This window comes from Streptomyces sp. E-08 (genome assembly GCF_049913095.1).
GTDB lineage: Bacteria > Actinomycetota > Actinomycetes > Streptomycetales > Streptomycetaceae > Streptomyces.
Genome location: NZ_CP183971.1, coordinates 4,477,674 through 4,490,601 on the forward strand (window position 1 = coordinate 4,477,674; position 12,928 = coordinate 4,490,601).

General features: G+C 70.2%; 12 protein-coding genes, 3 tRNA genes and 1 pseudogene. 10 read left to right on the forward strand and 6 right to left on the reverse strand.

Going from position 1 to position 12,928, the window contains the following annotated elements:
* Positions 1 to 62: 62 nt before the first annotated feature.
* On the forward strand, positions 63 to 1,523 hold the full coding sequence (locus tag ACN9MM_RS20570) for a N,N-dimethylformamidase beta subunit family domain-containing protein (RefSeq protein ID WP_426364982.1): 1,461 nt from the start codon (positions 63 to 65) through the stop codon (positions 1,521 to 1,523).
* A gap of 124 nt (positions 1,524 to 1,647) precedes the next feature.
* The gene (locus ACN9MM_RS20575) at positions 1,648 to 2,547 is read left to right on the forward strand and encodes a phosphoribosylaminoimidazolesuccinocarboxamide synthase (RefSeq protein ID WP_426364983.1); all 900 of its coding nucleotides are present in this window, start codon (positions 1,648 to 1,650) and stop codon (positions 2,545 to 2,547) included.
* Between the two features lie 44 nt (positions 2,548 to 2,591).
* Here the strand turns inward: ACN9MM_RS20575 and ACN9MM_RS20580 are convergent.
* From ACN9MM_RS20580 to ACN9MM_RS20595, 4 genes are all read right to left on the reverse strand, one after another.
* Positions 2,592 to 2,667 (reverse strand) — tRNA-Gly (locus ACN9MM_RS20580).
* 135 nt (positions 2,668 to 2,802) lie between these two features.
* A tRNA-Gly gene (locus ACN9MM_RS20585) sits at positions 2,803 to 2,875 on the reverse strand.
* 80 nt (positions 2,876 to 2,955) lie between these two features.
* A tRNA-Gly gene (locus ACN9MM_RS20590) sits at positions 2,956 to 3,027 on the reverse strand.
* A gap of 179 nt (positions 3,028 to 3,206) precedes the next feature.
* Positions 3,207 to 3,548: a histone-like nucleoid-structuring protein Lsr2 gene (locus ACN9MM_RS20595; RefSeq protein ID WP_426364984.1), complete on the reverse strand. Its 342-nt coding sequence runs from the start codon at positions 3,546 to 3,548 to the stop codon at positions 3,207 to 3,209.
* A 365-nt stretch (positions 3,549 to 3,913) separates the two neighbouring features.
* Between ACN9MM_RS20595 and purS the strand changes: the two genes are divergently transcribed.
* From purS to ACN9MM_RS20615, 4 genes and pseudogenes are all read left to right on the forward strand, one after another.
* Complete coding sequence (purS, locus tag ACN9MM_RS20600) at positions 3,914 to 4,159, forward strand: phosphoribosylformylglycinamidine synthase subunit PurS (protein WP_015035032.1); 246 nt, start codon at positions 3,914 to 3,916, stop codon at positions 4,157 to 4,159.
* Positions 4,156 to 4,836, forward strand: coding sequence for a phosphoribosylformylglycinamidine synthase subunit PurQ (gene purQ / locus ACN9MM_RS20605; RefSeq protein ID WP_043224763.1), 681 nt, complete (start codon positions 4,156 to 4,158; stop codon positions 4,834 to 4,836). Before purS ends, purQ begins: the two co-directional genes overlap by 4 nt.
* On the forward strand, positions 4,836 to 7,085 hold the full coding sequence (purL, locus tag ACN9MM_RS20610) for a phosphoribosylformylglycinamidine synthase subunit PurL (protein WP_382867679.1): 2,250 nt from the start codon (positions 4,836 to 4,838) through the stop codon (positions 7,083 to 7,085). The genes purQ and purL overlap by 1 nt, the downstream gene beginning before the upstream one ends.
* Before the next feature lie 42 nt (positions 7,086 to 7,127).
* Positions 7,128 to 7,468, forward strand: a pseudogene (locus ACN9MM_RS20615) (M23 family peptidase); the annotation flags it as partial.
* Here ACN9MM_RS20615 and ACN9MM_RS20620 read toward each other — a convergent pair.
* Positions 7,450 to 7,869 (reverse strand): nuclear transport factor 2 family protein, encoded by a 420-nt coding sequence (locus ACN9MM_RS20620; protein ID WP_426364985.1) that lies wholly within the window; start codon positions 7,867 to 7,869, stop codon positions 7,450 to 7,452. The pseudogene ACN9MM_RS20615 and the gene ACN9MM_RS20620 overlap by 19 nt on opposite strands.
* 67 nt (positions 7,870 to 7,936) lie before the next feature.
* Between ACN9MM_RS20620 and ACN9MM_RS20625 the strand changes: the two genes are divergently transcribed.
* The 4 genes from ACN9MM_RS20625 (at position 7,937) to purM (ending at position 12,445) form a co-directional block, all read left to right on the forward strand.
* Positions 7,937 to 8,728 (forward strand): sterol carrier family protein, encoded by a 792-nt coding sequence (locus ACN9MM_RS20625; protein WP_426364986.1) that lies wholly within the window; start codon positions 7,937 to 7,939, stop codon positions 8,726 to 8,728.
* 38 nt (positions 8,729 to 8,766) lie between these two features.
* On the forward strand, positions 8,767 to 9,579 hold the full coding sequence (locus ACN9MM_RS20630) for an META domain-containing protein (RefSeq protein WP_426364987.1): 813 nt from the start codon (positions 8,767 to 8,769) through the stop codon (positions 9,577 to 9,579).
* A 216-nt stretch (positions 9,580 to 9,795) separates the two neighbouring features.
* The gene (gene purF / locus ACN9MM_RS20635) at positions 9,796 to 11,322 is read left to right on the forward strand and encodes an amidophosphoribosyltransferase (RefSeq protein ID WP_426364988.1); all 1,527 of its coding nucleotides are present in this window, start codon (positions 9,796 to 9,798) and stop codon (positions 11,320 to 11,322) included.
* A 43-nt stretch (positions 11,323 to 11,365) separates the two neighbouring features.
* Entirely contained in the window at positions 11,366 to 12,445 is a 1,080-nt protein-coding gene (gene purM, locus ACN9MM_RS20640; protein WP_426364989.1) for a phosphoribosylformylglycinamidine cyclo-ligase, read from the forward strand.
* Between the two features lie 131 nt (positions 12,446 to 12,576).
* On the opposite strand, the gene ACN9MM_RS20645 is transcribed toward purM, so the two are convergent.
* Positions 12,577 to 12,831: a DUF3073 domain-containing protein gene (locus ACN9MM_RS20645; RefSeq protein ID WP_329856259.1), complete on the reverse strand. Its 255-nt coding sequence runs from the start codon at positions 12,829 to 12,831 to the stop codon at positions 12,577 to 12,579.
* Positions 12,832 to 12,928: the final 97 nt, after the last annotated feature.

Consider the following 12,928-nt stretch of genomic DNA (forward strand, 5'->3'; position numbering starts at 1 on the left):
TCACAGGCAACGAATCACAGGCACTGACCGGCCGACCCGGGGGAGTCGAGGGAGGGGCGCACATGGGGGCGGAGCAGATCAGACGGTGGGAGTCGGGCGCGCTCGCGCACGCCGTCTCCGATCCCTTCGGCCAGGGCCCGCTGCCCTGGCTGCGCGGCTCGGAGAACTACTTCGACGACACCGGGCAGATGGTCCCCTGGTACGCGGACGAGATCCTGGCCCGGGGCGGCAGCGGCGGCCCGCGGACGGCCGACGACGTCCGGCGGCAGATCAAGGGCTTCGCGTCCGGCGGGGCCGTGGCGCCGGGCGAGTCGATCGACTTCCACATCACGGTGGACCCGCCGCAGCAGTTCTCGGTCGACGTCTACCGGATCGGGCACTACGGCGGCGACGGCGCCGCGAAGATCACCACGAGCCCGCGTCTCTCCGGGATCGTCCAGCCGGCCCCGCTCACCGCCGACCGCACGGTCTCCTGCCACCACTGGTGGCAGTCCTGGCGGCTCCAGGTCCCTTCGTACTGGTCGATCGGCGCGTACGTCGCCGTCCTCACCACCGCCGACGGCTACCGCTCGCACATCCCGTTCACGGTCCGCGACAACCACCCGGCGGATCTGCTCCTCGTCCTCCCGGACGTGACCTGGCAGGCGTACAACCTGTACCCGGAGGACGGCCACACCGGCGCCAGCCTCTACCACGCCTGGGACGAGGAGGGCCGGCTGCTCGGCGAGGAGGAGGCGGCCGTGACGGTCTCCTTCGACCGCCCGTACGCGGGCGCGGGCCTGCCCCTGCACGTCGGCCACGCCTACGACTTCATCCGCTGGGCCGAGCGCTACGGCTACGACCTCGCCTACGCGGAGACCCGCGACCTGCACGCCGGCCGGGTCGACCCGAGCCGCTACCGGGGTCTGGTCTTCCCGGGCCACGACGAGTACTGGTCGGCGCCGATGCGCAGGACCGCCGAGCTCGCCCGCGACCAGGGCACCTCGCTCGTGTTCCTCTCCGCCAACACCATGTACTGGCAGGTGGAGCTGGGCCCGTCGCCGTCCGGGGTGCCGGACCGCCTCCTCACCTGCCGCAAGCGGCGCGGCCCCGGCCGGTCGGCCCTGTGGCGGGAGGTCGACCGGGCGGAGCAGCAGCTCCTCGGCATCCAGTACGCGGGCCGGGTGCCCGAACCGCACCCCCTGGTCGTGCGCAACGCCGGGCACTGGCTCTGGGAGGCCACCGGCGCGGGCGACGGCGACGAGCTCCCGGGCCTGGTCGCGGGCGAGGCCGACCGGTACTTCCCGCGTACGGCGCTGCCGGAGCACCAGGGCCGGATCCTGCTCTCCCACTCGCCGTACCGGGACAGCGAAGGCGCCGTCCGGCACCAGGAGACGAGTCTCTACCGGGCCCCGTCAGGCGCCTGGGTCTTCGCGTCGGGCACGTTCGCCTGGTCGCCGGCGCTCGACCGCCCCGGCCATGTCGACGCCCGGGTCCAGCGCGCCACCGCGAACCTCCTCGACCGCATCTGTAAAAGGGACTGACCGGATCCGGAAACGGACCGGGAAAGAGGGACTGAGCGGGGGGTCACAGGGCCCGTGGGCCGGATCCGGTCCGCTGTGCGAGAGAATCGGACACGTTCCCTGGATCAACCTACGCGGAGGAACCGTGTCCGGATTCGTAGAAAAGCCCGAGCCCGTCCAGGTCCCGGGCCTGACCCATCTCCACACGGGCAAGGTTCGCGACCTGTACCGGAACGAGGCGGGTGAGCTCGTCATGGTGGCGAGCGACCGCATGTCGGCCTACGACTGGGTGCTGCCCACCGAGATCCCCGACAAGGGCCGGGTCCTCACCCAGCTCTCCCTGTGGTGGTTCGACAAGCTCATCGACCTCGTGCCCAACCACGTCCTGTCGACCGAGCTGCCGGCCGGTGCCCCCGCCGACTGGGCGGGCCGCACGCTGATCTGCACGTCGCTGGACATGGTCCCGGTCGAGTGCGTCGCCCGCGGCTACCTCACCGGCTCCGGCCTGCTCGAGTACGACGAGTCCCGCACCGTCTGCGGCCTCGCGCTCCCCGAGGGGCTGACCGACGGCTCCGAGCTGCCCGCCCCGATCTTCACCCCGGCCACCAAGGCCGCGGTCGGCGACCACGACGAGAACGTGTCGTACGAGGAGGTCGCCCGTCAGGTCGGCGCCGAGACGGCCGCGCTGCTGCGCCAGACGACCCTCGCCGTGTACGGCCGGGCCCGGGACATCGCGCGCGACCGGGGCATCATCCTGGCCGACACCAAGTTCGAGTTCGGCTTCGAGGGCGGGACGCTCGTCCTCGCCGACGAGGTCCTCACCCCGGACTCCTCGCGCTTCTGGCCGGCCGACCAGTGGCAGCCGGGCCGTGCCCAGCCCTCGTACGACAAGCAGTTCGTGCGGAACTGGCTGACCTCGCCGGCCTCCGGCTGGGACCGCAAGAGCGAGGAGCCGCCGCCGGCGCTCCCGCAGGAGGTCGTGGACGCGACCCGCGCCAAGTACATCGAGGCGTACGAGTTGCTGACCGGGAACGCCTGGTCCTAGGGAACGAGAAAGCCCCCGGTCGATTCGACCGGGGGCTTTCTTCATGGAGCGGACGACGAGATTCGAACTCGCGACCCTCACCTTGGCAAGGTGATGCTCTACCAACTGAGCCACGTCCGCATGCGCCGTAGCGCGCTGCTAACTATACCCAAGGCCGGGGGTGCTCGTGACACACCGCCGTGTGGGGCCCTTCACAGTCTCCGGGGGCACGACAAAGGCCCCGGTTCCTGAGAACCGGGGCCTTCGTACTCCCTGAGCGGACGACGAGATTCGAACTCGCGACCCTCACCTTGGCAAGGTGATGCTCTACCAACTGAGCCACGTCCGCATTGCTGCCGCTCAGCTCTCACTGGGCGGTGCGAGCACCACTGTACCTGATCCACCAGAGTGGTAGGTAATGCGATGCAGAGCGGGTGACAGGGATTGCACACTGCGCCTTCCCCCTGGAAGGGGGCTGTTCTGCTACTGAACTACACCCGCACGCTGCTGGGGACTCGGCTTGTCGGCCTCGCCCCTCGGCGTGTTCCAGACTCTAGCGGATCATGGGGGGTGCAATGCAAATCGGCTCGTCCGCGCCGCGCCCTCAGGTCGCCGTGCCGCCCCCCTCGACCCGCCGCGCTGCCCCCTCGACCCGCCGCGTCGCGCCCCCCCCGGCCCGCTCAGCCCGCCGCGCGGAAGGCCTCGTAGACGCGCTTCGGGATCCGTCCGCGGGCGGGGACGTCCATCTTGTTGGACTGGGCCCAGGCGCGGACCGCCGCCGGATCGGGGGCGAGGGCGGTGTGCGTGTACGAGTCGGCCGGGGCGCTCCGGCCGGACGCGCCCCGGGCCGGCAGCTTGCGGCCGGCGGCGAGGTAGGGCGCGAGGGCCTTGCGGAGTTTCTTTGCATTGGCAGCATTCAGGTCGATCTCGTACATCTTCCCGTCGAGGCCGAACGCGACCGTTTCAGCCGCTTCTCCGCCGTCCATGTCGTCGGAGAGAGTGACCACCACACGCTGAGCCACGGATATCGGTCCTTTCCTGCGGCTGCCGAGGTCGACAGGGCGCTTGTGGCGCCCCTGACGTGCGGCGATGCCGACCGTACGGCTGTGCCGGGACAATGCTGCTTTCTTCTGGATTCCTTTGTACAGCGGCAGGCGTCGCATTGTGAAGCCCTGTCAATTGTTTCAGCGTGTCCCGGCACATTGCGGCCCGCAATATTTCACTCGAATTTTGCGGGGAGTGCGTGCCCGGCGTGTGGATCCCGTTCGTGTGACGCACGTCGCCCTGAACCAGGCTTTTGTAGGATCCTTCAGATCTCTACCCGCGTAGAATTTGGAGGCAGGTACGCTGAGGGAACCGCCCACGCAACACACCACCGGGAGTGCCAGTGGCACGCGTCGTAGTCGACGTCATGCTCAAGCCGGAGATCCTCGACCCTCAGGGGCAGGCGGTGCAGCGTGCACTGCCTCGCCTGGGATTCGCCGGAATCGCCGACGTCCGTCAGGGGAAGCGCTTCGAGCTGGAGGTGGAGGGACCGGTCGACGACGCCGCCCTCGCCCGCATCCATGAGATGGCCGAAACCTTCCTTGCCAACACCGTGATCGAAGACTTCGTCGTGAAGGTGGAGTCGTGACCGCACGCATCGGCGTCGTCACGTTCCCCGGAACGCTCGACGACCAGGACGCGCTGCGTGCCGCCCGCCTCGCGGGCGCCGAGCCCGTCTCGCTCTGGCACCGCGACAAGGACCTCAAGCAGGTCGACGCCGTGGTCCTGGCCGGCGGCTTCTCCTACGGCGACTACCTGCGGGCCGGAGCCATCTCCCGCTTCTCGCCGGTGATGGAGACGATCATCGAGCAGGCGAAGGCGGGCATGCCCGTCCTCGGCATCTGCAACGGCTTCCAGATCCTCACCGAAGCCCATCTGCTGCCCGGCGCGATGCTGCGCAACAACCACCTCCACTTCATCTGCCGCGACCAGAAGCTGCGGGTGGAGAACGCGGAGACCGCCTGGACCTCGGACTACTCCGCGGGCCAGGAGATCGAGGTCCCGCTCAAGAACATGGACGGCCGGTACGTCGCCGACGAGCGCACGCTCGACGAGCTGGAGGCCGAGGGGCGGGTGGCCTTCCGCTACCTGGACGTGAACCCCAACGGCTCGCTGCGCGACATCGCGGGCATCACCAACGCCGCGGGCAACGTGGTCGGCCTCATGCCGCACCCGGAGCACGCCGTCGAGCCGCTGATCGGAACCGGCAAGACGGACGGCCTCGGTTTCTTCACCTCGATCCTCAAGAAGCTGGTCAACGCCTGATGAGCCTCGACACCGTCAAGCACGCGAGCGAGACGCCGGACAGCGAGCAGCCCTGGAAGGAGCTCGGCCTCAAGGAGGACGAGTACGCGCGCATCCGCGAGATCCTCGGCCGCCGTCCCACCGGCGCCGAGCTCGCCATGTACTCCGTCATGTGGTCCGAGCACTGCTCCTACAAGAGCAGCAAGGTCCACCTGAAGCAGTTCGGGGAGAAGACCCCCGAGAACGACGCCATGCTCGTCGGCATCGGTGAGAACGCGGGCGTCGTCGACGTCGGCCAGGGGTACGCGGTCACCTTCAAGGTCGAGTCGCACAACCACCCCTCGTACATCGAGCCCTACCAGGGCGCGGCCACCGGCATCGGCGGCATCGTCCGCGACATCCTCGCCATGGGCGCCCGCCCGGTCGCGGTCGTCGACCCGCTGCGCTTCGGCGCGGCCGACCACCCCGACACCAAGCGCGTGCTGCCCGGTGTCGTCGCCGGAATCGGCGGCTACGGCAACTGCCTGGGCCTGCCGAACATCGGCGGCGAGGTCGTCTTCGACGCGTGCTACCAGGGCAACCCGCTGGTCAACGCCGGCTGCATCGGCGTGATGAAGCACGAGGACATCCACCTCGCCAAGGCCTCCGGCCCCGGCAACAAGGTCATCCTGTACGGCGCCCGCACGGGTGGCGACGGCATCGGCGGCGTCTCGGTCCTCGCGTCCGAGACCTTCGACGACACCAAGCCCACCAAGCGCCCCGCCGTCCAGGTCGGCGACCCCTTCCAGGAGAAGCTCCTCATCGAGTGCACCCTGGAGATCTTCAAGGAGAAGCTGGTCGCGGGCATCCAGGACCTCGGCGGCGCCGGGCTCTCCTGCGCCACGTCCGAGCTGGCCTCCGCGGGCTCCGGCGGTATGCACGTCGACCTCGAGAAGGTCCACCTGCGTGACGCCACGCTCTCGCCCGAGGAGATCCTCATGAGCGAGTCGCAGGAGCGCATGTGCGCGATCGTCGAGCCGCAGCACGTCGACCGCTTCCTGGAGATCTGCGAGAAGTGGGACGTCATCGCGGTCGTCATCGGTGAGGTGACCGAGGGCGAGCGTCTGGAGATCTTCTGGCACGGCGAGCAGATCGTCGACGTGCCGCCGCGTTCCGTCGCCCACGAGGGCCCGACCTACCACCGGCCGTTCGCGCGCCCGGACTGGCAGGACGCGCTCCAGGCCGACGACGCGGGCAAGCTGCCCCGGCCGCAGGGCGGCGCCGAGCTGAAGGACCAGGTCCTGAAGCTCGTCTCCTCCCCGAACCAGGCCTCGAAGTCCTGGATCACGGACCAGTACGACCGGTTCGTGCAGGGCAACACGGTCCTGGCGCAGCCCGAGGACGCGGGCATGGTCCGCATCGACGAGGAGACCAACCTCGGCGTGGCGATGGCGACCGACGGCAACGGCCGGTACGCGAAGCTCGACCCGTACACGGGTGCGCAGCTGGCGCTCGCGGAGGCGTACCGCAACGTCGCCGCCTCCGGTGCGAAGCCGCTGGCCATCTCGGACTGCCTGAACTTCGGTTCGCCCGAGGACCCGGCCGTGATGTGGCAGTTCGCCGAGGCCACCCGTGGTCTCGCGGACGGCTGCCTCCAGCTGGGCACCCCGGTCACCGGCGGCAACGTGTCGCTGTACAACCAGACCGGTGAGGTCGCCATCCACCCGACGCCCGTCGTGGCCGTCCTCGGTGTGATCGACGACGTCAACCGCCGTACCCCGATCGCCTTCGCGGAAGAGGGCCAGCTCCTCTACCTGCTGGGTGACACCAAGGAGGAGTTCGGCGGTTCGGCCTGGTCCGAGGTGATCCACCAGCACCTCGGCGGTCTGCCGCCGGCCGTTGACCTGGACCGGGAGAAGCTGCTCGGCGAGATCCTGATCTCGGCCTCGCGCGACGGCATGATCGACGCGGCGCACGACCTGTCCGACGGCGGTCTCGTGCAGGCGGTCGTCGAGTCCTGCCTGCGCGGCGGGAACGGCGCGCGCCTGGTCGTCCCGGAGGGCCTGGACGCCTTCACGTTCCTCTTCAGCGAGTCGGCCGGCCGTGCGGTCGTCGCCGTCCCGCGCAGCGAGGAGCTCCGCTTCACCGACATGTGCGGTGCGCGGGGTCTGCCGGCGACCCGGATCGGTGTCGTCGACGGTGACTCCGTCGACGTGCAGGGCGAGTTCGCGCTCTCCCTCACGGAGCTGCGCGAGGCGCACGAGGCGACGATCCCGGGCCTGCTGGCCTGACCCGGAGCACGGAGCCCCCGTCCGGACCTTCGGGTCCGGGCGGGGGCCTTCCCGTTCCCGGGCTCCTACGCCATCGACATCGTGCGGGAGGACGAGGCCCGTCCCCGCCCGTCGTTCGCGTGGCTGTGGCCGGTGTTCCGCCGGAGCGAGGGCTTCCCCGCCTTCGGCGCGCCGCTCCTCGCGGTCGCCGAGGCGACCGTCGTGCACGCGGAGGACGGGCAGCGTCGGGCAACTCCGCCGAACCCCACGTGCACTTCCAGCTGATGTACGGCCCCGACCCGGACACGGCCCGGGGTGTCCCGTTCACCTGGCACGGGGTCGGCGTGCCGGGGAACGGGGAGACGTTCGACGTGTCCGCGGACGACTACCCGGCGGCGGCCTGACCCCAGAACGAGTCCGTCTCCACGATGTCGGTGACGCACTCGTCGATGTCGGAGACCTTGTCGCCGACGAGCGTGAAGAACAGTCCGCCGTCCATCTCGATGCCGACGTTGCCGCGCTCGGCGAAGAACCGGTGCGTGGTGATGACGTGGCCGCGGCCGTCCACGTAGACGCCCTTGAGTTCGACGCGCATGGTGCCGCCGGTCAGCTCGCCGAGCTTCCGGTAGTAGCCGCCGAGGATGTTGTCCCGCCCCTTGTAGTGCCCGGAGATCTGGCTCTCGCCGGGCACGTGCTGGGTGCAGTCGCTGGTCATCATGTCGGCCAGCGTCTCCATGTCACCCTTGCCGAACGCTTCGTAGCCCCGGCGCACCAGGGCGGCGTGGGGGTGCTCGTGATGGGTCATGGTCCCGTCGCCTGCTCTCGCTGCGATTGGCTCCCTGTCCTTCCAGTCTCACGGCTAGCCTCGGGCCATGCCACCCGCCAAGAAGCGCCCCCGCAGTTATGACTCCGCCAGGACCCGGGCCGCGGTCCTGGCCCAGTTCGGGCTGGTCGCCGACGCCGTACGCGGTCTCACGCCCGACGAGCTGTCCCGTCCGACGCACCTGGGGGAGTGGACGGTCGCCGATCTCGCCGGGCACGTCGCCTGGATCGCCGACTCGCTGGCCCGCGGGCTCGACCGGCCGCCCGCGGCCGAGGGAAGGCTCCTCCCGCACGACTGGCCCTTCACCACGGTCGCGCTGGCGGGGAGGATCGCCGACGCGGCGCGGGAGACGCTCACCGGCGCGCCCGTCGCGGAGCTGTACGAGCGGGCCGGCGCCCGGCTCACGGCGGCGCTGGCCGCGCACGGCGACGACCGGGTGCTCGACCTGTGGATCGGGCCGATGCGCCTGGGGGACTTCCTCGTCACCCGCACCGTCGAACTCGTCGTCCACACCGACGACCTGAACAGGGCGGCCGGTCTGGAGATCCCCTTCGACCGCCAGGCCCTCGCCGCCTGCACCCGGCTGCTCGCCGACGCGCTCGCGGTGAAGGCCCCGGGCGGGGCGGTCGAGGTGCGGGTACCGCCGTTCGCGGTGGTGCAGTGCGTGGAGGGCCCCCGGCACACCCGGGGCACCCCGCCCAACGTGGTGGAGACGGACCCGCTGACCTGGATCAGGCTCGCGACCGGCCGTACGGCGTGGGCGGCGGAGCTGGACGGGGCGCGCGTGAGCGCGAGCGGGGAGCGCGCGGACCTGAGCGGCCTGCTCCCTCTGATGGCCTGAGCCCGGAACCGTACGACGGTCTGCTCCGTCCCACCGTCATGCCGAAGCCACGCGCACTCGTCGTCCTGGTCCCCCTCCTCCTGCTCACCGCCTGCGGTACGGAGGGAGGCGCGGGTTCCGGTGGCGCGGACACCGTCTCCCCGGACCTGCCGCTCGCCGGCACGGCCTGGAAGGTCGAGGCCGTCACGGTCGACGGCCGCAGGTCCGCCGCGCCCGACGGCGCGCTGGTCGACTTCCAGGAGAACGGCCGGGTGAGCGGGAACGGCGGCTGCAACGCCTTCGGCGCCGCGGTCGCCGTGCGGGGGGACACCCTCACCGTCACCGACCAGCAGGTCACCGAGATGGCCTGCGCCGACGACCGGGGGAGCTTCGAGACGGAGCTCCTGAAGGCCTTCTCCGGTCCGCTGAAGGGGACGCTGAAGGGCGACGCCCTGCGTCTGACCTCGGCCGACGGGCGCAACGCCCTGGAGCTGACCGCCGAGCCCGCCGCCCCGCTGCGCGGCACCACCTGGAAGATCGACGGCCTGGTCGCGGGAGACACGGCGTCCTCGCTGCCCGACGGCAGCGGGGCCAAGGCGCGGTTCGTCCTCGGCGCCGACGGCCGGGTCACCGGAAATCTCGGCTGCAACAACTTCTCCGCGACCGCCCGTCTCGACGAGAAGGCCCGGACGCTCACCGTCGAGGGCCCCGCGGCGACGACCCGGATGATGTGCACGAGCCCGCAGATGAAGCTGGAGACGAAGCTGTACGAGCTCCTCGACGGGCCGCTCACCTATCGGCTGAACCACCGAACGCTGACCCTCACCGACGCCTCCGGCGAGGGCCTCACGGCGTCCGCGACCGCCCGCTGAACGGACGCCGACTGCGGCGTCCGTCACATCGCGGGACCGCCCCGGGCCTGGTACGAGCGTCCGCTCTCCGGGGCCCGGGGGCCGGAATCCCTTACCCCGCCTGCTTCGTGGGCCCCTCCAAGCCGCAATTGATCATTTGGTGCGATCGCACGAGTGCGGGCACCCCCGGTTTTCCTCAATTCGGACCAGTGGTCGAGCCCGTCTACACTCGGAAACGTGCCACGCGGAGACGGTCGACTCAATCACGATCTGCTCCCCGGTGAGAAAGGCCCCCAGGACGCTTGTGGCGTCTTCGGTGTCTGGGCTCCGGGTGAAGAGGTCGCAAAGCTCACGTACTTCGGGCTCTACGCCCTCCAGCATCGGGGTCAGGAATCCGCGGGAATCGCGGTTAGCAACGGCTCCCAGATCCTCGTCTTCAAGGACATGGGACTTGTCTCCCAGGTCTTCGACGAGACTTCTCTCGGTTCCCTCCAAGGTCATATCGCGGTCGGTCACGCCCGCTACTCGACCACCGGGGCGTCCGTGTGGGAGAACGCGCAGCCGACGTTCCGGGCGACCGCCCACGGCTCGATCGCGCTCGGCCACAACGGCAACCTGGTGAACACGGCGCAGCTCGCCGAGATGGTCGCCGACCTGCCCAAGAAGGAAGGCCGCACCACTCGTGTGGCGGCCACCAACGACACGGACCTCCTCACGGCGCTCCTCGCCGCCCAGGTGGACGAGGACGGCAAGCCGCTCACCATCGAGCAGTCCGCCGCGAAGGTCCTCCCCGACGTCCGGGGCGCCTTCTCCCTCGTCTTCATGGACGAGCACACGCTCTACGCGGCCCGTGACCCGCAGGGCATCCGCCCGCTGGTCCTCGGCCGTCTGGAGCGCGGCTGGGTGGTCGCGTCCGAGTCCGCCGCCCTCGACATCTGCGGCGCCAGCTACGTCCGCGAGGTCGAGCCGGGCGAGATGATCGCGATCGACGAGAACGGCATCCGCACCTCGCGATTCGCGGAAGCGAAGCCCAAGGGCTGTGTCTTCGAGTACGTGTACCTGGCTCGTCCCGACACCGACATCGCCGGCCGGAACGTGTACCTCTCCCGCGTGGAGATGGGCCGCCGTCTCGCGAAGGAGGCGCCGGTCGAGGCCGACCTGGTGATAGCGACGCCGGAGTCCGGCACCCCGGCGGCCATCGGCTACGCCGAGGCCTCGGGCATCCCCTTCGGCGCCGGGCTGGTGAAGAACGCCTACGTCGGGCGCACCTTCATCCAGCCCTCCCAGACCATCCGCCAGCTGGGCATCCGGCTGAAGCTGAACCCCCTCAAGGAAGTCATCAAGGGGAAGAAGCTCGTGGTCGTCGACGACTCGATCGTCCGCGGCAACACCCAGCGCGCCCTGGTCCGGATGCTCCGCGAGGCCGGTGCGGCCGAGGTCCACATCCGGATCTCCTCGCCGCCGGTCAAGTGGCCCTGCTTCTTCGGCATCGACTTCGCGACCCGCGCGGAGCTGATCGCCAACGGGATGTCGGTCGACGAGATCGGCAAGTCGCTCGGCGCGGACTCGCTCTCGTACATCTCCCTGGAGGGGATGATCGAGGCGACGACGATCCAGAAGCCGAACCTCTGCCGTGCCTGCTTCGACGGCGAGTACCCGATGGAGCTCCCGGACCCCGAGCTGCTCGGCAAGCAGCTCCTGGAGACCGAGCTGGCCGCAGGACCGGCCGCCACCGCGGCCTCCGACGCCCTCCGTCGCCCGTAAGACCCCGCTGCAACCCGCAGTACGACACGAAAGTTCTCAACCCATGTCTGAGTTCCCCAGTGCCGGAGGCGGCGCCAGCTACGCGAGCGCGGGCGTCGACATCGAAGCGGGCGACCGCGCCGTCGAGCTCATGAAGGAGTGGGTGAAGAAGACGCAGCGCCCCGAGGTCCTCGGCGGCCTCGGCGGCTTCGCCGGCCTCTTCGACGCCTCCGCCCTCAAGCGCTACGAGCGTCCGCTGCTCGCCTCGGCGACCGACGGCGTCGGCACGAAGGTCGACATCGCCCGCCAGATGGGCGTGTACGACACGATCGGCCACGACCTGGTCGCGATGGTCATGGACGACATCGTCGTCTGCGGCGCCGAGCCGCTCTTCATGACCGACTACATCTGCGTCGGAAAGGTGCACCCCGAGCGGGTCGCCGCCATCGTCAAGGGCATCGCCGAGGGCTGCGTCCTCGCCGGCTGTGCCCTGGTCGGCGGCGAGACGGCCGAGCACCCGGGCCTCCTCGGCCCGGACGACTTCGACGTCGCCGGCGCCGGCACGGGTGTCGTGGAGTACGACCGGCTGCTCGGCGCGGACCGTATCCGTACGGGGGACGCGGTCATCGCGATGGCGTCCTCGGGCCTTCACTCCAACGGGTACTCGCTCGTCCGGCACGTGGTCTTCGACCGCGCGGGCATGACCCTCGACCAGCGGGTCGAGGAGCTCGGCCGGACGCTCGGCGAGGAGCTCCTGGAGCCCACGAAGATCTACTCCCTGGACTGCCTGGCCCTCACCCGGACCGCGGACGTCCACGCCTTCAGCCACATCACGGGCGGCGGCCTCGCGGCCAACCTGGCCCGGGTGATCCCGGACGGGCTGCACGCCACGGTCGATCGTTCGACCTGGGCGCCGGGCGCGATCTTCGACCTGGTCGGCAAGGCCGGTCAGGTGGAGCGCCTGGAGCTGGAGAAGACCCTCAACATGGGTGTCGGCATGATGGCCGTCGTGCCGGCCGAGTCCGTGGACGTGGCCCTGGCGACGCTGGAGGACCGCGGGGTCGAGGCCTGGGTCGCGGGCGAGATCACCGAGCGCGGGGCCCACACGACCGGCGCGGAGCTGGTCGGGGACTACGCGAAGTAGGAAGCAGCTGTACGAGGCGGGGCGCTCCTGAGGGGCGCCCCGTCGGCGTATCCGCCCCGGAGGCTCCCGTGTGCGGACAGCACAGAAACCCGGCCGGGTGATCCCGGTCCGGGTTTCGGTGATTCAGAAGGTCAAGCGCGACGCGGGGACGCGCCAGGACCGGACTCGTCGTCCTCGTCCTCGTCGTCCTCGTTATAGAGATCCGCGTACTGGGCGTACGGGTCGTCTTCTTCGTCGTCGTCCTCGAACGGCTCGCCATTCGGCGGCTGGTTCGAAGTCGAAGCGCCCAGCTCATTGGCCAGACGCGTCAGGTCTGTCCCGCCGCTGCTGTACTTCAGCTGGCGGGCGACCTTGGTCTGCTTGGCCTTTGCCCGGCCGCGCCCCATGGCTCGACCCCCTCGGTGACGGGGCTCGTCGGCCCCAGAGTCTTGACACGCGTTCATGATTCGGAACGGACTCTCGATAGAGAGACCGGTCCGTAGG

Excerpts from the sequence above, each read along its gene's own strand:
- ACN9MM_RS20570 (WP_426364982.1), top strand. The coding sequence starts at position 63 with ATGGGGGCGGAGCAGATCAGACGGTGGGAGTCGGGCGCGCTCGCGCAC.
- purL (WP_382867679.1), top strand. The coding sequence starts at position 4,836 with ATGAGCCTCGACACCGTCAAGCACGCGAGCGAGACGCCGGACAGCGAG.
- ACN9MM_RS20645 (WP_329856259.1), bottom strand. The coding sequence starts at position 12,831 with ATGGGGCGCGGCCGGGCAAAGGCCAAGCAGACCAAGGTCGCCCGCCAG.
- ACN9MM_RS20630 (WP_426364987.1), top strand. The coding sequence starts at position 8,767 with ATGCCGAAGCCACGCGCACTCGTCGTCCTGGTCCCCCTCCTCCTGCTC.
- ACN9MM_RS20620 (WP_426364985.1), bottom strand. The coding sequence starts at position 7,869 with ATGACCCATCACGAGCACCCCCACGCCGCCCTGGTGCGCCGGGGCTAC.
- purM (WP_426364989.1), top strand. The coding sequence starts at position 11,366 with ATGTCTGAGTTCCCCAGTGCCGGAGGCGGCGCCAGCTACGCGAGCGCG.
- ACN9MM_RS20625 (WP_426364986.1), top strand. The coding sequence starts at position 7,937 with ATGCCACCCGCCAAGAAGCGCCCCCGCAGTTATGACTCCGCCAGGACC.